Raw genomic sequence first — 18,575 nt, forward strand, 5'->3', positions numbered from 1 at the left:
CAGGTGCCGGAGATCGCCTTTGAAGCCCCGCTTCAAAGGCCATGCATGGCGCGGGGTGGAGCAGCCCGGTAGCTCGTCAGGCTCATAACCTGAAGGTCACAGGTTCAAATCCTGTCCCCGCAACCAAACACACAAAAGCCCCCAACGGTCAAAACCAAAAGGGGGCTTTCGCGCGCCCAAACCCCAACGAAGCCCCGCCAGAACCACAAAACCCGGTCTTGCATCCTTCCCGAGTTCCGCCCACATTAGCGTAGCCTTGGGGTCCGGGCCCCTCTGGCGAGCGGGTCGCCGCTCGCGATGTCGGACGCCTCTCTTGCTCCCGCGCCCACGAGCGCTCCCGCAACCGGAGGATCCATCATGGAATATGCGGCATTCAGGATCGGCAGCTCAAGCTCCCGCCAGGCAGGAGGGTTACTGCCGCAGCTCGTCAGGGCGCTCGCGGTGATCGCAGCCGGAATCGCCCTGCTGGCCGTGGTCGTCGTCGGATTGTTCCTCGTGCTTCCCCTGATGCTCGCGGGCGGCATCGGGCTGTACGTCTTCCTCCGGCGGCGCATGCGCCAGGCCCGACGGCGCTCGAGGGACGACGTCATCGAGGCGGAATACACGATCATCGAGCATCGATGAGCGAACCTGGGAAGGCCCCGTCCTGAAGGTCAGGTCCGAAATGACGAGCCTCGTGCGACAACCCCGGATATTGTAAACGCCCGTCCGGTGTTGTAAGGGCACTGGCGTGCCTCCGGTCGCGCGTTCTGCCTCTTAAGAGCGCCTCGGCGAGGCGCTGGATCGATCCAGGGAACGGTTCGAGCGAACCCGAGCACCACATGGCGCCGGGCTTGCAGGATTTCCCTGCCTCCGATTAAGGGTTCACCGCCATGATCTCGCGCCGATGCGGCCTTGGGCGGGCACCTTCCGGATGTCAGTCTCGATGGAAGATGGATTTGGCGGATGAATGCTCCCGCGCCTAAAGTCTCGTTCGTATCCCTGGGCTGCCCGAAGGCCCTGGTCGATTCCGAGCGCATCATTACACAGCTTCGCGCTCAGGGTTACCAGCTGACCAAGGAGCATGACGGGGCCGACGTGGTGATCGTCAACACCTGCGGCTTCCTCGACAGCGCCAAGGCCGAATCCCTCGAAGCCATCGGCGAGGCCATGGCCGAGAACGGCAAGGTCATCGTGACCGGCTGCATGGGCGCCGAGCCGGAGCAGATCCGGGAGCATTTCCCGAACGTGCTCGCCATCACCGGACCCCAAGCCTATGAATCGGTCGTCTCTGCGGTGCATCAGGCTGCGCCGCCGGCTCACGACCCGTTCATCGATCTCGTTCCGCCGCAGGGCGTGAAGCTGACGCCTCGGCACTATGCCTACCTGAAGATCTCCGAGGGCTGCAACAACCGGTGCTCCTTCTGCATCATCCCGAAGCTGCGCGGCGACCTCGTCAGCCGCCCGATCGCCGAGGTGTTGCGCGAGGCCGAAAAGCTCGCCAGAGCCGGGGTCAAGGAACTCCTGGTGATCTCGCAGGACACCAGCGCCTATGGCCTCGACATCAGGTATCAACCCAGCATGTGGAAGGACCGGGAGGTCCGCACCCGCTTCTTCGAGCTCGCCAGGGAGCTGGGCGAGCTCGGCATGTGGGTGCGCATGCACTACGTCTATCCCTACCCTCACGTGGACGAGGTCATCCCGCTGATGGCCGAGGGCAAGATCCTTCCCTATCTCGACATCCCCTTCCAGCACGCCTCCCCCAAGGTTCTGAAGGCCATGCGCCGGCCCGGCAACCAGGAGAAGACCCTGGAGCGCATCAAGAAGTGGCGCGAGATCTGCCCGGACCTCGCCATCCGCTCGACCTTCATCGTGGGCTTCCCCGGCGAGACCGAGGAGGATGTGGACTTCCTGATGCAGTGGCTGAAGGAGGCGAGGATCGATCGCGCCGGTTGCTTCCAGTACGAGCCGGTCCAGGGCGCGCCTGCCAACGATCTCGCCGATCCGGTTCCGCCGGAGGTGAAGGAGGCGCGCTGGCACCGCTTCATGCAGACCCAGCAGAAGGTCAGCGCCAGGATCCTGAAAGCCAAGGTCGGCAGGACGCTGCCTGTCATCATCGATGAACAGGGCGCCACGGTCGCCACCGGGCGCACGAAATACGATGCTCCCGAGATCGACGGCGTCGTGTATGTGGCCTCCAAGAAGCCGCTGAAGCCCGGCGAGATCGTCAACGTCACGATCGAGAGCTCCGACGAGTACGACCTGCACGGGACGGTGGCTTAAGCCCCGCAGGCGCTGTGGGATACCGTGCAGGTCATCGCCGTCCCGGTGCGGGTGATTCCGATGATGTGAAGCCCCTCGCCTCTCCGATCGGGATGGCCGGCACAAGGCCGGCCATGACTATGATGGGTGTTCAAGTGCCCACGATCCGATCGCTCGTGATCGTCCGAACGCCGGCCGCTTCCAGGTCCCGCCGCGCTTTTTCGAGCGAGCCGTTCGTGTCGATGGCGCGGGAGGCGTCCTCGATCACATAGGTTTCGAAGCCGGCAGCAGCCGCGTCAAGCGCCGTCCAGGCGACGCAGAAATCGAGGGCCAGCCCCACGCAGAAGACCTGCCGAAAGCCGCACTCCTTCAGGTAGCCCTCCAACCCCGTCGAAGTCCGCCGGTCGGCCTCCTTGAAGCCGGAATAGCTGTCGATGCCCGCATTGTAGCCTTTGCGGATCACGAGCTGCGCATGCGGAATGTCGAGCGCCTGCGAAATCTCGGCGCCGGGTGTGCCCTGCACGCAATGGTCGGGCCAGAGCACCTGAGGGCCGTAGGGCAGATCGACCATGTCGAAGGGGTGCTTGCCGGGATGGCTTGAAGCAAAGGAGGCATGGCCTCCCGGGTGCCAGTCCTGGGTCAGCACCACATGGCGGAAGGCCCTGGCGAGCTGGTTGATCGGTGCGATCACGGCGTCGCCGTCGGGCACGGCGAGCGCGCCGCCCGGCAGAAAGTCGCACTGAACGTCCACCACGATGAGGACATCCCCTCCATCCGGCGTGATCTTCACCCTCGCGCCCATTCGGCTATCCTCCCTGACATCGCTTGATCTAGAAGCCGCAAAGAAAAAGGCAGCCGGCTTGCCGGCTGCCTTCATTTCTCGATAGCCCGCCAGCGCTATTGCGGGATCTTGTCCTCGATGCCCTTCACGTAGAAGTTCATGCCGAGCACCTGCTCGTCGGACAGAGCGCCCTGGCCCTTGCACTCGATCTCCTTGCCGTCCTGGCCGACGACCGGGCACTTGAAGGGGTTGAGCTTGCCGGAACGGATGGCGGCCTCGGTCTCCTGGGCCATCTTCTTCACGTCGTCGGGCATGTTCTTGTAGGGCGTCATCACCACCATGTTGGAGGCCAGGCCGCCCCAGGTGTCCTCGGACTTCCAGGTGCCGTCGAGAACGGCCTTGGCCCGAGAGACATAGTAGTCGGACCAATTGTCGACGATGGCGGTCAGCTGAGCCTTCGGAGCGAAGCGCTCCATGTCGGAGGCCTGGCCGAAGCCGACCTTGCCCCGCGCCTCGGCCGCCTGGATCGGCGCCGGGCTGTCCGTATGCTGGGCGAGCACGTCGACGCCCTGGTCGAGGAGCGCCTTGGCGGCGTCGCCTTCCTTCGCGGGATCATACCAGGTGTTGGCGAAGACGATCTTGATCTTGACGTTCGGGTTCACCGATTGGGCGCCGAGGTAATAGGCGTTGATGCCGGCGATGACCTCCGGGATCGGGAAGGCGCCCACATAGCCGATCGTGTTCGTCTTCGTCATCTTGCCGGCGATGATCCCGGTGATGTAGCGGCCCTCGTGGAACTTCGCCGCATAGGTCGAAAGGTTCGGGGCGCGCTTGAAGCCGGTGGCGTGCTCGAACTTGATGTTCGGGTACTTCCTGGCGACCTTCAGGGTCGGCTCCATGAAGCCGAAGGAGGTCGTGAAGATCAGGTCATGGCCGGTGCGGGCCAGCTGCTCGATGGCGCGCTCGGAATCGGCCTCGGGCACGCTCTCCACGAAGGTGGTCGTGACCTTGCCCGGAAATGCCTTCTCGATCGCCTGGCGGCCCTGGTCGTGCTGGTAGCTCCAGCCGTGGTCGCCGACGGGACCCACATAGATGAAGCCGATCTTGATCTTGTCCTTCGGCTGAGCGACCGCACCGGTGGCCGCCGCGGCCAGAACCGCGGCCCCCGCCAAGGCTCCAAAGACTTTCCCTGAAAACATGCTCGTTCCCTCGAGGTTAGGTTTCCAACATTCCGTCGCAGGTCTGTAGCGTCCTGGCAAGATTTCCTGTTCCTGCGTGGCGCCCACATTAACACCAGTTTGCCTATCGGTCAGGCACGAATGGAACCCCCAAGGATCCGGGCGTCCCGATGGCCCTGCCGTGGCGCAGGGAGAGGAGCAGAAGGGCGAGGATGGTCGCCAGGTAGGGCACCGCCGAAAGCAGCTGCGAGGGCACCCCGAACTGGGCTGCCTGGGCGTGGAGCTGCAGCACCGTGGCGGCGCCGAAGATGTAGGCTCCGACCAGCACCCAGCCTGGGCGCCAGGCTGCGAAGACAACCAGCGCCAGGGCGATCCACCCTCGCCCGGCCGTCATTCCCGGCGACCAGAACCGGGTGTAGACGAGGGCGAGATAGGCGCCGGCCAAGCCTGCGCAGGCGCCGCCGAACAGGATGGCCCGGAAGCGCGTGGACAGCACCGGCAGGCCGAGGGCGTTGGCGGAGGTGTGGTTCTCGCCGATGGAGCGGAGCATCAGGCCCGAGCGGGTCCGGCCGAGATAGAGGGCTACCAGCACCGTCAGCGCGATGGACGCATAGACGAAGAGGTCCTGCTCGAAGAGGAGCCGGCCGACCACGGGGATATCGCTGAGCCCGGGAATGTCGACGGGCGCGATCGGGTCCCGTCTTGCGCCGACGAACGGCGCCCCGATCAGGCCGGAAAGGCCAAGGCCGAGAATCGTGAGCGCAAGGCCCGACCCGGTCTGGTTGGCGGCAAAGCCGAGGACCAGCAGCGCGAAAAGGGCCGCCATCAAGGCTCCGGCCACGATGCCCGCCGCGACGCCGAGCAGAGTGGAATCGAACGTCACGGCGGCGGCGAAGCTGCAGGCGGCCCCCATCGCCATCATGCCCTCGACACCGAGATTGAGGACGCCTGAGCGCTCGGTGACGAGTTCGCCCATGGCCGCGATCAGGAGGGGCGTGGAGGCTGTGACGATGGTCAGGAGAATGGCCTCGAAAGTGGTCATTTGCCCCCTCCCCGGTTCACGAGACGAACGCGATAGCTGACCAGGGCATCCGCCGCGAGCACGCACATGAGCAGGATGCCCTGGAAGGCCTGGGTGAGATCGAGCGGCAATTTCAGCAGGATCTGCGCGCTCTCGCCGCCGATGAAGGTGAGCGCGACGACAAGGGAGGCCACCAGGATGCCGATGGGATTCAGCCGCCCGAGGAAGGCCACGGTGATCGCCGTGAAGCCGTAGCCGGGAGAGATCGAGGGCTGGAGCTGCCCGATCTGGCCGGAGACCTCGGAGATGCCGGCCAGACCCGCCAAGCCGCCGGAGATCGCGAAGACCGCCATCGTGGTCGCCTTGGAGCTGAAGCCTGCAAACCGCGCCGCCCGGGGCGCGTCGCCCGTGAGCTTCAGGCGATAGCCGAACAGGGTCCGCCCCAGCACGACGGCGGTCACGAGGATCGCGACCAGGGCGAACACGGCGCCGTAATGGACGCGACCCGCCTCGAAGACCGGCGGCAGCGTTGCAGCCGGGTCGAAGGTCACGGATTGAGGAAAGTTGAAGCCTTTGGGATCGCGCCAGGGACCGCGAACCAGGTAATCGAGCGTGAGCTGGGCCACGTAGACCAGCATCAGGCTGGTCAGGATTTCGTTGACGCCGAAGCGGGTCTTCAGGAAAGCGGGGATGAGGCCGTAGAAGGCGCCGCCGAGGATGCCGAGGAGCAGCATGAGCGGCAGAACCCAAGCGCCGGCTTCCGTGCCATGGGTCCTGAGCGCGATCCAGCTGCCGAGAACCGCACCGATGACGTACTGGCCCTCAGCCCCGATGTTCCAGAGATTGGCTCGAAAGCAGTAGGAAAGGCCGATGGCGATGAGCGCCATCGGCGTCGCCTTGACCACGAGTTCCTGCAGGGACCAGGGATCGGCCAGAGGCTGGAGCACATAGACGTCAAAGGCCGCGATGGGCGAGCGGCCCATGAGCCAGATGACGAAGCCGGCAATCAGGAAGGACGTGATGAAGGCCGCGATCGACGCGGCGATGCGCATCGCCGAGTTCACGTTGGTGCGGGGCGTCAGCTCAAACCGCATGGGTCGCTCCCGGAGCCTGCGCCACCCCCAGCATTTCGAGGCCGACGGCTTCCCTCGTCCATTCGCCGATGGGCCTGAGAGGACTCAAGCTCCCCTGGTGGATGACAGCCATGCGGTCCGCCACCTCGAACAGTTCGTCGAGGTCCTGGCTCACCACCACGACGGCGCTGCCGTCGCGGGCCAGATCGACGAGGGCCTGGCGGATGAGGCGGGCTGCGCCCGCATCCACGCCCCAGGTGGGCTGATCGACGATGAGGAGCTTCGGCCTGCGGATGATCTCGCGGCCGATGACGAACTTCTGGAGGTTGCCCCCTGAGAGCTTGCGCGCCTGCGGGTCGCCTTCCGGCGTGCGAACGTCGAAGCCCTGAACGATCGAGCGAGCCACCCTCTTGGCGGCGTTCAGCAGGATGAAGCCGGAGCGGCTCACCTCGGAGGCCGCGTGGGAAATCAGGGTGTTCTCGCTCAGGCGGTGGGTCGGCGCAGCCGCGTGCCCGAGGCGCTCCTCCGGCACGAAGGCGGCGCCCAGGCGCCGGCGCGCGTCGATGCCGAGCGTGCCCGAAGGCTTGCCGGCAATCACGATGGCATCCGCCCTATCGGCCAACCTCTCGCCCGACAGGGCGGCGAACAATTCGCTCTGGCCGTTGCCTGCCACGCCCGCAATGCCCACGACCTCGCCGGCCCGGGCCACGAGGTCGATGTTGCGAAGCGCCTGCCCGTGCAGTCCGGCCGGCGGCAGCGACAGGTTGGCGACCCGGAGCATCTCGCCCTGGATGCGCTGGGGCGCGTCGGTGCGGACCTCGCCGACCTCGTTCCCGACCATCAGCGCCGCGATCTCCCGAGCGCTGCTGGCCCTTGGGTCGATGGTGGCGACGACCCGCCCCGCCCGCAGGATCGTCGCGCGGCGGCAGAGGCGGCGCACCTCTTCGAGCTTGTGCGAGATGTAGAGGATCGAGCAGCCCTCGGCCGAGAGCCGCTCCAGGGTTCCGAACAGGTGCTCGGCCTCCTGCGGCGTGAGGACGGAGGTCGGCTCGTCCAGGATGAGCAGCCTCGGCTTCTGCAACAGGCAGCGGACGATCTCGATGCGCTGGCGCTCGCCGGCGGACAGGGTCCAGACGGCCCGGTCCGCATCCAGGGCGAGACCATAGGTCCGGCTGATCTCGCCGAGCTTGGCGCGGACGGTGGACAGGCTCCAATCGCCGGACAGGGCGACGGCGATGTTCTCGGCCACGGTCAATTCGTCGAAGAGCGAGAAATGCTGGAAGACCATGCCAAGGCCGAGCGCCCGGGCTTCGACGGGGGAGCCGATGGAGACCGGGCGCCCCTCCCAGCGGATTTCGCCGGCGCTCGGCTCGATCACCCCGTAGAGGATCTTGACCAGGGTGGACTTGCCCGCACCGTTCTCGCCAAGAAGCGCGTGGATCTCGCCCGGCTCGATGGACAGACCGATCCCATCGTTTGCGAGAAGGTCGCCGTAGCGTTTGCTGATCCCTTTAAGCTCGACGAGGGGCGGCCCCGAGGATGATACGTCTGCGTTCACACAAGCGTCTCTGACTTAAAGGTTGAAGCCGGGGCGGATATTGCACATGAATGACGGCCCATACGGAACCTGGCAAGGGCCGTACCGGATCGTCACGCCTTTGTCAGCCGATCATAGGGATGCGGCGCGCCGGTCGGCAATGGCGAATCCATGGTTTATTGTGAGTCCGCCAGCCGTCCACAGAATGGTGCAGAGGCCCGATCTTGACCGAGAGCACGTATAACATTGCCGTCGTCGGCGCCGGAGCCGTCGGGCTGAGCGCAGCGATGGCCTTCGCCCGCGACGGCTTCAGGACAGTCCTGGTCGGAGCCCTGGACGTGCGCCGGGACGGTCGTACCGTCGCCCTGCTGAACGGCTCGGTCCGCTTCCTGGAAGCCCTCGGCGTGTGGCCTGCGCTCGCGCGGGAGGCGGCGCCGCTCGAGACGATGCGCATCATCGACGATACGGGCAGCCTGTTCCGCCCTCCGCCGGCCTCCTTCCGGGCCGGCGAGATCGGCCTCGACGCGTTCGGCTGGAACATCGAGAACGTCACCCTCGTCGAGAGGCTCGCCGAGGCGGCAAAGGCTTGCGAGAACCTGACCCTCGTTCCGGAGTTCGCCGCAGGCTTCGAAACGGATCAAACGGAGGCCCTCCTGACGCTCGCGGATGGCAGGACGATCAGGGCAGGCCTCGTGGTTGCGGCGGACGGGCGCAACTCCCGGCTGCGGCAAGCTGCCGGCATCGCGACGCAGACCTGGTCCTACCCGCAATCGGCGGTCACGGCGATCCTCGCCCACGACCGCGACCACCGGGAAACCTCCACCGAGTTCCATACCCGCCACGGACCCTTCACCCTCGTGCCCCTGCCCGGAAGGCGGTCGAGCCTCGTCTGGGTCGCCAGCAAGGCCGAGGCCGAGCGCCTGTCGGCGCTCGACGATGCAGCCCTGGCTCTCGTCATCGAGAGGCAGGCGCAGTCCCATCTCGGCCCGATGCGGATCGACGGCCCGCGCGGCCTGGTGCCCATGACGGGCCTGTCGGTCAGCCGCTACTGGGCACCGCACCTGGCCCTCGTCGGCGAGGCCGCCCATGTCTTCCCGCCCATCGGGGCGCAGGGGCTCAACCTCGGCTTCCGCGACGTGGCCTCCTTGAGGGATGCGGTGGTGGACGGGCAGGACGACGGCCATGGCCCTGGATCGGATGCGAGCCTCAGCCTGTACCAGCGCAGCCGCGACCTCGACGTCCGCCTGCGCACGGCGGCCGTGGACGGGCTCAACCGCACGCTCCTGACCGGCATGATCCCTACCGACTTCCTGCGCGGGGCCGGACTCCTGGCGCTGAGCAATATCGGTCCCCTGCGCCGGATGGTGATGCGCGAGGGCGTGCTCCCGCGCATCGGCGTGCCCCGGCTGATGCAGGGCGCCTCCCCCGTTTAGGGGAAGAGGTCGTAAGGCAGGGTGCCGGTCTTGGTCGTGAGATAGAGGATGCCCGTGAGCGTCAGCATCGAGACCAGCGTGCCGATGAGGACGCAGGCCGAGGCGCGCTCCACGCCCACGTTGTACTGGGTCGAGATGACGAAGATGTTGAGGGCTGGCGGCAGGGCCGCCATGATCACCGCCGCATAGGTCCAGGCCTGCCCGAAATCGCCGAGCGCCGACAGCACCACCCATACCAGGAGCGGGTGCAGGATCAGCTTGATCAGCACCAGCGCCGGAACCTCGCCGGGCATCTGCCTCAAGGGCCGCAGGGCCACCGTCACGCCCAGGATGAACAGGGCGCACGGCGCGGCCGCGCCGGAGAGCCACGTGACGATCTGGTTCACCGGCTGCGGCAGCTGGAGATGCAGGTAGCTTGCCGCCACGCCGATGGCGGTCGCCACGTTGAACGGGTGCGTCGCCACCCGCCAGACGATGCGGCGGATCGTGGCCCCGAGGCTGAGCTTTTCCACGCCTGCCAGCGACATGAGCAGCGGCACCACGGAAAACAGGAACAGGTTGTCGAACACGAAGATCAGCACCACCGGCGCGCTGGCGGCCGTGCCGATGGCGGCAAGGATCAGGGGCGGCCCCATATAGCCGATATTCGAGTAGGAGCCGGCGACCCCCTGCATCACCGACTGCGCCAAATCCCTCGTGTAGCGCCAGCCGGCGGCGAAGGAGAGCGCGAAGGCGCAGAAGGTCGAGAAGGTGGTGGCCATGATGAACGGCCAGTTCGCCAGTTCGTCCAGGGGCTTGTCGGCGATGAGTCGGTAGAAGAGGCAGGGCAGCGCCACGTAGATGAGGAAGAACTGCATCCAGGCGAGGCCGGCCTCCGGCTGCCTGACGACCTTGCCGCAGAAGAAGCCGAGCCCGATGAGGCCGAAGAAGGGGGCAAGCAGGTTGAAGAGCCCGATCAGATCGGACATCGGCGGCTCCGGCGGAAGGAAAGGCAAGCGGGGCGAGACGCTCCTTCTGGCAAGGTTCCAAATTTGCGGCAATCCCACCTTTCGGAAGGCCGCCAGTCCCGCGATGCAGACCTCGAGCCGGGCGGCTTCCCGCTCTCCGCATTGTGAGGGAGGCCCGTTTGGAGATTCGGCCCGGGATCTTTATATGTGGATCAAGGAGTTAAGACCATGAAAGCGAGTTCAGCCAAATTCGCGATCGGCCAGGTGGTCCGGCACCGGGTTTTTGACTTCAGGGGGCTGATTTTCGATGTCGACCCTGAATTCGACAACACGGAAGAATGGTGGCTGTCGATCCCCGAGGACGTGCGTCCCCGCAAGGACCAGCCCTTCTACCACCTCTTCGCCGAGAACGCGGAAACCGAGTACATCGCCTACGTCTCCGAGCAGAACCTTCTGCCCGACGAGACGGGCGAGCCCCTGCGCAACCCGATGATCGCGGAACTGTTCACGCAGGAGAAGAACGGCAGCTACAAGGCCAAGCCGATTCTCGCCAACTGACGGGTCGGCCAGGCCCCTTCCATCGACAAGGCACCAAAAGCAAAACGCCGGGCTCCTCGCCCGGCGTTTTGCTGTGTCTGAGAAACTCCAAGCTCAGGGCTTGGGAGCAGCCTGCGCGCTCGGGGCGGCAGCGCCGGGCGCGGGCGCGCCAGCGCCGCTGTTGAGCATCTTCTGGCGCATCTCTTCGCTCTTCTTCTGCAGTTCTTCCTGCAGCTTCTTCTGCTGCTCCTCGAGCACCTTCGGATCGATCGGAGGACCGTCGAAGGCCTTTCCGAAGCCGGCGGCGGGCACCGCGAAGGTGATCTCGCGGCCCATCTGGTTCTGGACGCTGACGTTCAGGTTGTTGCCCTTCTTGATGGCAGCCACGAAGTCGTCCTTCACCTGAGCCTCGGCGAAGCAGCCGTTGGGCAGGCACATGACGTAGCGGCCGGCGATCGCCTGGCCCTGATCGACCGTGAAACGCAGGCCCGGCTGCAGGAGCAGGCCGAGGGGCATCACGAAGCGGACGATCTTCTGAGCCTGCGGGCCCTTCACGTCATAGACCGCGAGGGCGAGAACCGGCTGACCCTGATCCGAGACGAAGTCGCGGGTGGTGTAGCAGATCTCGGTGTTGGTGTTCTGGTCCTTGCCGCAGACCTTGGTCCATTCCGGCTGAGAGGGCTCGGCCTTCACCTGGACGATCGTCGGGCCGGCATTCTGCTGCGGCTGGGCCTGGGCAGGCTGCTGGGCGGGAGCCGGCTGCTGGGCAGGCGCGGCGGGACGGGCAGGCTGCGCGGCCGGAGCCGCGGGCTTCGGAGCCGTGGCCGGAGCGGTCTGAGCCAGAACGGGTGCGCTCACAATAAGAGCCAGGGCTGTCGCCAGGCCGCGGGTCCCCCCCAGGCTCGCGAAGCGTGTCGCGATAGACATGTTGTTAGATCCTCTTCAGTCGAAAGGTCGGCTGTCGAATAGGCCGTTGATCCGGCGCGTTCTTAAACCTGCAATGGCGTGGTCAAATCCTTGCCGAATGTGGCGAAGACAAGACGTGTGGGGCTCCTTTAACCTTTCACGTGCTAGGTTTCCAGTCACCCGGGGCAATTTTCTGTACAACATTGCCCCACATGCCGCGTCGAACCGGGAGCGCCATGGGCCGCTGGCTTATACGGAATCTGGTCTTTTGCGCCGTCCTCGTCTTGTCGAGCTTCAGCCCTGTCCTTTCGGAAAACGGGACCGCGCTGCGGCATGGGATCGCGATGCACGGGGAGCCGGCCCTTCCGCTCGGCTTCGAGCATCTCCCTTACGTCAATCCCAAGGCGCCGAAGGGTGGGCGAATCACGCTTGCCCTTCAGGGCACCTTCGACAGCCTCAATCCCCTGATCGTCCTCGGCGTCGCGCCTGACGTGGTTCCGCGCTATGTCCTTCAGCCGCTCATGCTGCGGTCCGCCGACGAGCCGTTCACGATCTACGGTCTCGTCGCCCGCGCCGTGGAGATGCCCGACGACCGGAGCGTCGTCACCTTCCACCTCGATCCCCGCGCCCGCTTCTCCGACGGCCGTCCCCTCACCGCCGAGGATGTGCGCTTCTCCTTCGAGATGCTGAAGAAGTACGGCAAGCCGTTCCATCGGTCGAGTTTCGGTCAGGTCAAGGCGGTCGAGATCCTGGATCCGCACCGCATCCGCTTCGATCTGACGGGTTCCAACGACCGGGAGCTGCCGCTGCTGATCGGCACCACCATGCCGATCTTCGCCGCGCATGCGACCGATCCGGAGAGGTTCGACAAGACCACCCTCACCCCGCCCATCGGCTCCGGTCCCTACGCCCTCAGCGAGGTCAGGCCAGGGGAGCGGCTCGTGCTGACCCGGCGCAGGGACTACTGGGGCGAGGATCTCCCCGTCACCCGCGGCCTCTACAACTTCGACGAGATCCGCTACGACTTCTACCGTGACGCCAACAGCCTCTTCGAGGCGTTCAAGGCCGGGCTCTACGACTTCCGGATCGAGGGCGACCCGGGCCAGTGGGCGACGGGCTACGACATTCCCGCCGTCCGGAGCGGCCGCATCGTCCGGGAAACCGTCCCAACCCGGCTGCCGAAGGGGATGAACGGCTTCGTATTCAACACCCGGCGCCCGCTCTTTGCCGATGCGAGGGTACGGGAGGCCCTGAGTCACCTGTTCGACTTCGACTGGGTGAACCGCAACCTCTTCTTCGGCCAGCTCACCCGCTCCAACAGCTATTTCTCAGGCTCGGACCTCGCCTCCTCCGGACGGCCTGCCGATTCCCGGGAACGGGCGCTGCTGGCCCCCTTCCCGGGCGCCGTTCGGGAGGACATCCTGGAAGGCCGCTGGCAGCCGCCGGCCGGCGACGGCTCCGGGCGCGACCGGGACATGGCGCGCCGGGCGCTGGCGCTCCTCGCGGAGGCCGGCTGGACGCTCGAGAACGACGTCCTGCGCAGGAAAGGAAGCGGCGAGGCCTTCGCGTTCGAGATGCTGGTCAATTCCCGTCAGCAGGAGCGGCTCGCCCTCAACTTTTCCCAGTCCCTGAGCCGGATCGGCGTGCAGGCCCAGGTGCGGCTCGTCGACGACGTGCAGTACTGGCGCCGCCTCGCCCGGTTCGATTTCGACATGGTCCAGTGGCTCTGGCCCGCCTCCCTGTCGCCCGGAAACGAGCAGCGCAACCGCTGGAGCTCGGCCGCGGCCCAGCGCAGCGGCTCCCATAACCATGCCGGGGTCGCCTCCCCTGCGGTGGACCGCCTCATGGACGCGCTGCTGGAAGCAAGAAGCCGAGAGGATTTCGTCTCCGCCGTGCGGGCCCTCGACCGCGCCCTCCTGTCCGGCTTCTACGTCGTTCCGCTGTTTTATCTGAAAGATCAGTGGCTTGCGTATAGCAGCGACCTCAGGCGGCCCGGATCGGTACCGCTCATGGGAACCAGCATCGATACCTGGTGGCGGCAGCCGCAGTGATCCCGGCTCTACCGGAGCTGAACCTATTGTTGAGCTTCCATTCATGTAGAAGATGAAACAAAAGCCCTGCTTGGTCGTTAAGTGAGTGCCTCCTGTCTCACTGTCGCGTCTTACTGCAGGGTATCGTCATGAACGCAATGCCGAAGGTCCTCGTCGTCGATAACGGCGAGCGCGCTCCCGACAGCGCCCTGTCAGCGGAACTTGCCGGCATGGGCTACGCGAGCGTGACCGCGCCTTTTGAGGCGGCCGACGACGTCCTCGCCCTGATCCCCAGCCCGGCCGCCGTGGTGCTGCAGATGCCCCGTCATGCCGATTGGGCCGAGCGCAAGCGCTTCCTCGATCTCGCCCGCCGTCTGCGCAAGAACCTGGGCGAGAGCGGCACCCCCGTCATCGTCACGGGAGGCGTGAACGGAGCGGCCACGATGCTCCAGAACGAGCTCAGCGTCCGCGTCGCCGCCGCACCGGAGCTTTAATCCGCCAGAAGCCTGAAAGCGCCCTCTTCGGTCCGCGCCTCGTCCTCGCTCGTCCTGAAGAAGGCGGCGGTGCGGGTGCCGTTCAAGTTTCGATAGACCGCAATCGTGCTGCCAGGCCCGCCGCCTGTGTGCCCGGCCACCCGGACGCCCGATGAGGTTTCTCCCGTCATGATGCCGAGCCCGTAGCCGGGCACGATCCAAGGCCGCTCCGGCACGGGGCCCGGAAGCACGAACGGGGTGAGCATCTCCTGCAACAGGTTCGACAACAGCAGGTTGTCGGCCAGCAGACGGTCCAGCAGGAGCGCGGCGTCCGAGACACTTCCCACCAGCAGTCCATGGTACACCCAGCCCGGGTGATAGCCTTCGGCGGTGCCCATCGCGACGCGGGCAAGATTGGCCCGCTCCCGCACGATGCGGGCATTCTCGACCCCAAGCGGCTTCAGCACGAGACGCTGCAAGGCTTCATCGAGCCTGGAGCCCGTGACGGTCTCGATCAATTGGCCCACCACCCAATAGCCGATGTTGGAATAGTCCCATCCCTCGCCCGCCGGATAGCGCAGCCGGTCCGCCTCGAGACGGTCGAGGAGTTCAGAAATGGGCCAGGGATCGTCGCCGCGCTCGACGGCCGCGTGGTAAGGGCGGAATCCGCCGTAGTTCACCATTCCTGAGCGGTGCTGCAGCAGGTGCCGGAGAGTGTAGGACTTGCCCTCGACGGGTTCATCGAGGCTAACGAGTCCATCGCGGACGAGAACCATGGCCGCAGCCGCGAGAACGGTCTTGGTGAAGCTCCACCAGGGCACGAGCCGGCCGGCATCGTGGCCTTCCACCATCACGCCATCCTCGACGAGAGCCCAGGCCTCGACCATCAGGCGGCCTTCTTCTCCGCGATCCGGGCCAGGCTCCGCAGGATCGAGGTGGCTGCCTTGATGCGCTCGTCCGGGGTTTCCGTGTCACGGATGAAGACGATCTTCATGTCGGGCCGGACCTTCGCGAAGGATGCCTGTTCCGTGACATAGGAAATGAGCCCTGCCGGATTGGCGAAGGCGTTGTCGCGGAAGGAGATGATGAGGCCCTTCGGCCCGCCATCGACCTTTTCCACGTTGGCCCGGCGGCACAGCACCTTGATCGCCATGATCTTGAGGAGCTGGTCGACCTCGGACGGCACGGGGCCGAACCGGTCCACCAGCTCCGCCCGGAAGGCATCGATCTCCTGGTCGGTCTCGAACGTCGAGAGACGGCGGTAGAGGCCCAGCCGCAGCTGCAGGTCGGCCACGTAGCTCTCCGGGATCATCACCGGCGCGCCGACCGCGATGGTGGGCGACCATTGATCCTCCGCCGGCTCCTCGATGCCTGCTTTCAGCTGCGCCACCGCCTCTTCCAGCATCTGCTGGTAGAGCTCGTAGCCCACCTCCTTGATATGGCCGGACTGCTCCTCGCCCAGAAGATTGCCCGCGCCACGGATATCCAGGTCGTGGGAGGCGAGCTGGAAGCCTGCCCCCAGGGTATCGAGGGTCTGCAGCACCTTGAGGCGCCGCTCGGCCTGCACGGTCATCGGCTTGTTGGCGGGAACGGTGAACAGGGCATAGGCGCGGGTCTTGGACCGGCCGACGCGGCCGCGCAGCTGGTAGAGCTGCGACAGGCCGAACATGTCCGCGCGATGCACGATCAGCGTGTTGGCGGTGGGGATGTCGAGGCCCGATTCCACGATCGTGGTGGACAGCAGGATGTCGTACTTGCCCTCGTAGAAGGCGGTCATGACATCCTCGAGCTGGCCCGCCGCCATCTGGCCGTGCGCCACCGCCACCTTCGCCTCGGGCACCTCCTTGTCGAGGAAGGCCTTGACCTCGCCGAGATCGTCCAGGCGCGGCACCACGTAGAAGGCCTGCCCCCCGCGGTAGCGCTCGCGCAGCAATGCCTCGCGGACGAGGAGCGGATCGAAGGGCGTGATGAAGGTGCGCACCGCCAGCCGGTCGACCGGCGGCGTGGTGATGAGGGACAGCTCGCGCACCCCGGTGAGCGCCAGCTGCAGGGTGCGCGGGATCGGCGTCGCGGAGAGGGTCAGCACATGAACCTCGGCGCGCAGCTCCTTCAGGCGCTCCTTGTGGGTCACGCCGAAATGCTGCTCCTCGTCGATGACGATGAGGCCGAGATCCTTGAACTTGATGGACTTGCCGAGAAGCGCGTGGGTGCCGATGACGATGTCGACCGACCCATCGGCCAGGCCCTCCTTCGTCTTCTTCATCTCGGCGGCCGGCACGAAGCGCGAGGCCTGCGCCACGTTGAGCGGCAGGCCGCGGAAGCGGTCGCAGAAGGTCTTGTAGTGCTGGCGCGCCAGCAGGGTCGTCGGCACCACCACGGCCACCTGCTTGCCGCTCATGGCCGCCACGAAGGCGGCGCGCAGCGCCACCTCCGTCTTGCCGAAGCCCACATCGCCGCAGACGAGGCGGTCCATGGGGCGACCGGAGGCCATGTCGTCCAACACCGCCTCGATGGCGTTGAGCTGGTCCTCGGTCTCGTCATAGGGGAAGCGGGCAGCGAACTCGTCGTAGAGGCCCTCCGGCGGCGTCAGTCGGGGCGCCTCCTTGAGGATGCGGGCGGCGGCGATCTTCATGAGCGCCCCCGCCATCTCTCGAATGCGCTGCTTCATCCGCGCCTTGCGGGCCTGCCAGGCTCCGCCGCCGAGCTTGTCGAGCTGAACCTCCGTCTCCTCCGAGCCGTAGCGGGTCAGAAGCTCGATGTTCTCCACGGGCAGGAAGAGGCGGTCGCCGCCGGCGTAATGCAGCTCCAGGCAGTCATGCGGAGCGCCCGCCGCCTCGATGGTCTTGAGGCCCTCGAAGCGGCCGATGCCGTGGTCCACGTGAACGACGAGGTCGCCCGGCGTCAGGGCCGCCACCTCGGTGAGGAAATCCTGCGGCCGCCGGGCCTTGCGCTTCTGGCGAACGAGACGGTCGCCGAGGATGTCCTGCTCGCTGATGACGGCAAGGTCCGCCGTCTCGAACCCGGATTCCAGGGGCCAGATGCCGACCGGAACCTCGTTGCGCGGATAGGCCAGCGCATCGGAGAACCGGGCGATCGGCTTGGTCTGGCGCAGATCGTGGTCCTGCAGCACATGGCAAAGACGCTCGCGCGATCCCTCCGACCAGGCACCCAGCATCACGCGCTTCCTGGCAGCCTGCAGGTCGCGGATGTGGCGGATCACCGCCTCGAACACGTTGGCGTTCTCGTCCGCGCGCTCGGCGATGAAGTTGCGGCCCTGCCGGGCCTCGCAATCGATGACGAGGCGTCCGGAGGCTTCCGGAAGGGCGAAGGGGGTAAGCCGCGCCAGCGGCAGAGCGGCCGTGCGCTCCGACCACTCCTCGGGCTTGAAGTAGAGGGCGTCCGGCGGCAGCGGGCGGTATGGCGCCACGCCCGGCTGGTTCTGCCCCATGCCCTCCCGTCGGGCATCGTAATAATCCTTCACCTGGGACAGGCGCTCGGCAGCCGCGTCGTCCGCCAGCGCATCGAACACGACCGGAATGCCGGGCAGGTAGTCGAAGAGCGTATCCAGATGGTCGTGGAAGAGTGGCATCCAGTGCTCGAGGCCCGGGTAGCGCCGCCCCTCGCTGATGGCCTCGTAGAGCCGGTCGTCGCGGGTGGGTGCGCCGAAGGCCGCCACATAGGCCTGCCGAAAGCGGCGGATGCTTTCGGTGGTGAGCTGCACCTCGCTCATGGGCACGAGGTCCAGGGCACGCAGGGTGCCCACCGTGCGCTGGCTCTCCGGATCGAAGGCGCGGATGGATTCCAGCGCATCGCCGAAGAAGTCGAGGCGCACCGGATTGGGCAGGCCTGCCGGGAAGAGGTCGATGATGCCGCCGCGGACCGCGTATTCGCCCGTGTCGCGCACCGTGCCGGTGCGCAGGAAGCCGTTGGTCTCCAGCCAGTTCACCAGCTGGGTGGTGTCCACCACGTTGCCCGGTGCCGCCGAGAAGGTCTCCGCCGCGATGCGGGCCCTGGGCGGTACGCGCTGGACGAGGGCGTTCACCGTGGTCGAGAGGATGCGCGGCTTGTCCTCGGAGGTTTTGGAGCGGGCGAGCCGCGCCAGGGTCGTCATGCGCTGCGCCGTGATCGCCGCATTGGGCGACACCCGGTCATAGGGCTGGCAGTCCCAGGCGGGGAAGGTCAGCACCTCGATCTCGGGCGCGATGAAGCCGAGGCCCTGGGCGAAGTTCTGCTGCCGCTGCCCGTCGCGGGCCACGTGCACCAGGACGGCAGGCCCCTCCACCCGACCCGAGAGGCCGCGCGCGAGATCGGCGACCGCCAGCGCGTCGAAGCCGTCGGGCACCCCGGACAGAGTCAGACTTTGGCCTTTCTGAAGGGCTTCGAGGGCGCGGGTCAAGGCTGGCTTCATGGTGGGTCGT

The 18,575-nt window shown here is 66.4% G+C and carries 15 protein-coding genes and 1 tRNA gene; 7 read left to right on the forward strand and 9 right to left on the reverse strand.

Features of this window, described 5'->3' with window-relative positions:
• The first annotated feature begins 49 nt into the window (after nucleotides 1–49).
• From GR303_RS16205 to rimO, 3 genes are all read left to right on the forward strand, one after another.
• A tRNA-Met gene (locus tag GR303_RS16205) sits at nucleotides 50–126 on the forward strand.
• 231 nt (nucleotides 127–357) lie between these two features.
• Nucleotides 358–624 carry a hypothetical protein gene (locus GR303_RS16210; protein ID WP_161723868.1) on the forward strand — a complete coding sequence of 89 codons (267 nt, stop codon included), beginning with the start codon at nucleotides 358–360 and terminating at the stop codon, nucleotides 622–624.
• Between the two features lie 321 nt (nucleotides 625–945).
• Nucleotides 946–2,262, forward strand: a complete 1,317-nt coding sequence (rimO, locus tag GR303_RS16215) for a 30S ribosomal protein S12 methylthiotransferase RimO (RefSeq protein ID WP_161723866.1) — start codon at nucleotides 946–948, stop codon at nucleotides 2,260–2,262.
• 130 nt (nucleotides 2,263–2,392) lie between these two features.
• Here rimO and GR303_RS16220 read toward each other — a convergent pair whose 3' ends face one another.
• The 5 genes from GR303_RS16220 to GR303_RS16240 form a co-directional block, all read right to left on the reverse strand.
• A complete protein-coding gene (locus GR303_RS16220) occupies nucleotides 2,393–3,043 on the reverse strand; it encodes a nicotinamidase (protein WP_161723864.1) in 651 nt (216 codons plus the stop codon).
• A gap of 95 nt (nucleotides 3,044–3,138) precedes the next feature.
• A complete protein-coding gene (locus GR303_RS16225; protein WP_161723862.1) occupies nucleotides 3,139–4,221 on the reverse strand; it encodes a BMP family ABC transporter substrate-binding protein in 1,083 nt (360 codons plus the stop codon).
• Between the two features lie 103 nt (nucleotides 4,222–4,324).
• Nucleotides 4,325–5,242, reverse strand: a complete 918-nt coding sequence (locus GR303_RS16230) for an ABC transporter permease (protein ID WP_161723860.1) — start codon at nucleotides 5,240–5,242, stop codon at nucleotides 4,325–4,327.
• A complete protein-coding gene (locus tag GR303_RS16235) occupies nucleotides 5,239–6,315 on the reverse strand; it encodes an ABC transporter permease (protein WP_161723858.1) in 1,077 nt (358 codons plus the stop codon). Before GR303_RS16235 ends, GR303_RS16230 begins: the two co-directional genes overlap by 4 nt.
• Complete coding sequence (locus tag GR303_RS16240; RefSeq protein WP_161723856.1) at nucleotides 6,305–7,852, reverse strand: ATP-binding cassette domain-containing protein; 1,548 nt, start codon at nucleotides 7,850–7,852, stop codon at nucleotides 6,305–6,307. Before GR303_RS16240 ends, GR303_RS16235 begins: the two co-directional genes overlap by 11 nt.
• Nucleotides 7,853–8,055: 203 nt before the next feature.
• On the opposite strand from GR303_RS16240, the gene GR303_RS16245 reads away from it, so the two are divergent.
• Entirely contained in the window at nucleotides 8,056–9,264 is a 1,209-nt protein-coding gene (locus tag GR303_RS16245) for a UbiH/UbiF family hydroxylase (protein WP_161723854.1), read from the forward strand.
• Here the strand turns inward: GR303_RS16245 and GR303_RS16250 are convergent.
• A complete protein-coding gene (locus GR303_RS16250; RefSeq protein ID WP_161723852.1) occupies nucleotides 9,261–10,232 on the reverse strand; it encodes an AEC family transporter in 972 nt (323 codons plus the stop codon). The two genes, GR303_RS16245 and GR303_RS16250, sit on opposite strands and share 4 nt — an antisense overlap.
• A gap of 207 nt (nucleotides 10,233–10,439) precedes the next feature.
• Between GR303_RS16250 and hspQ the strand changes: the two genes are divergently transcribed.
• Entirely contained in the window at nucleotides 10,440–10,769 is a 330-nt protein-coding gene (hspQ, locus tag GR303_RS16255) for a heat shock protein HspQ (RefSeq protein ID WP_161723850.1), read from the forward strand.
• A gap of 93 nt (nucleotides 10,770–10,862) precedes the next feature.
• Here hspQ and GR303_RS16260 read toward each other — a convergent pair whose 3' ends face one another.
• Nucleotides 10,863–11,675, reverse strand: coding sequence for an invasion associated locus B family protein (locus tag GR303_RS16260; RefSeq protein WP_161723848.1), 813 nt, complete (start codon nucleotides 11,673–11,675; stop codon nucleotides 10,863–10,865).
• Nucleotides 11,676–11,998: 323 nt separating this feature from the next.
• On the opposite strand from GR303_RS16260, the gene GR303_RS16265 reads away from it, so the two are divergent.
• Complete coding sequence (locus GR303_RS16265; RefSeq protein WP_246205652.1) at nucleotides 11,999–13,705, forward strand: extracellular solute-binding protein; 1,707 nt, start codon at nucleotides 11,999–12,001, stop codon at nucleotides 13,703–13,705.
• Nucleotides 13,706–13,833: 128 nt separating this feature from the next.
• On the forward strand, nucleotides 13,834–14,178 hold the full coding sequence (locus GR303_RS16270; protein ID WP_161723844.1) for a hypothetical protein: 345 nt from the start codon (nucleotides 13,834–13,836) through the stop codon (nucleotides 14,176–14,178).
• Here GR303_RS16270 and GR303_RS16275 read toward each other — a convergent pair.
• Complete coding sequence (locus GR303_RS16275) at nucleotides 14,175–15,044, reverse strand: serine hydrolase domain-containing protein (protein ID WP_161723842.1); 870 nt, start codon at nucleotides 15,042–15,044, stop codon at nucleotides 14,175–14,177. The genes GR303_RS16270 and GR303_RS16275 overlap by 4 nt on opposite strands.
• The gene (mfd, locus tag GR303_RS16280; RefSeq protein ID WP_161723840.1) at nucleotides 15,044–18,565 is read right to left on the reverse strand and encodes a transcription-repair coupling factor; all 3,522 of its coding nucleotides are present in this window, start codon (nucleotides 18,563–18,565) and stop codon (nucleotides 15,044–15,046) included. The genes GR303_RS16275 and mfd overlap by 1 nt, the downstream gene beginning before the upstream one ends.
• Nucleotides 18,566–18,575: the final 10 nt, after the last annotated feature.

This window comes from Microvirga arsenatis (assembly GCF_009910705.1).
GTDB classification, from domain to species: Bacteria; Pseudomonadota; Alphaproteobacteria; order Rhizobiales; family Beijerinckiaceae; genus Microvirga; species Microvirga arsenatis.

Coding starts and splice junctions, on each gene's coding strand:
- GR303_RS16210 (WP_161723868.1), top strand. CDS start 358: ATGGAATATGCGGCATTCAGGATCGGCAGCTCAAGCTCCCGCCAGGCA.
- rimO (WP_161723866.1), top strand. CDS start 946: ATGAATGCTCCCGCGCCTAAAGTCTCGTTCGTATCCCTGGGCTGCCCG.
- GR303_RS16220 (WP_161723864.1), bottom strand. CDS start 3,043: ATGGGCGCGAGGGTGAAGATCACGCCGGATGGAGGGGATGTCCTCATC.
- GR303_RS16225 (WP_161723862.1), bottom strand. CDS start 4,221: ATGTTTTCAGGGAAAGTCTTTGGAGCCTTGGCGGGGGCCGCGGTTCTG.
- GR303_RS16230 (WP_161723860.1), bottom strand. CDS start 5,242: ATGACCACTTTCGAGGCCATTCTCCTGACCATCGTCACAGCCTCCACG.
- GR303_RS16235 (WP_161723858.1), bottom strand. CDS start 6,315: ATGCGGTTTGAGCTGACGCCCCGCACCAACGTGAACTCGGCGATGCGC.
- GR303_RS16250 (WP_161723852.1), bottom strand. CDS start 10,232: ATGTCCGATCTGATCGGGCTCTTCAACCTGCTTGCCCCCTTCTTCGGC.
- hspQ (WP_161723850.1), top strand. CDS start 10,440: ATGAAAGCGAGTTCAGCCAAATTCGCGATCGGCCAGGTGGTCCGGCAC.
- GR303_RS16260 (WP_161723848.1), bottom strand. CDS start 11,675: ATGTCTATCGCGACACGCTTCGCGAGCCTGGGGGGGACCCGCGGCCTG.
- GR303_RS16265 (WP_246205652.1), top strand. CDS start 11,999: ATGCACGGGGAGCCGGCCCTTCCGCTCGGCTTCGAGCATCTCCCTTAC.
- GR303_RS16270 (WP_161723844.1), top strand. CDS start 13,834: ATGAACGCAATGCCGAAGGTCCTCGTCGTCGATAACGGCGAGCGCGCT.
- GR303_RS16275 (WP_161723842.1), bottom strand. CDS start 15,044: ATGGTCGAGGCCTGGGCTCTCGTCGAGGATGGCGTGATGGTGGAAGGC.
- mfd (WP_161723840.1), bottom strand. CDS start 18,565: ATGAAGCCAGCCTTGACCCGCGCCCTCGAAGCCCTTCAGAAAGGCCAA.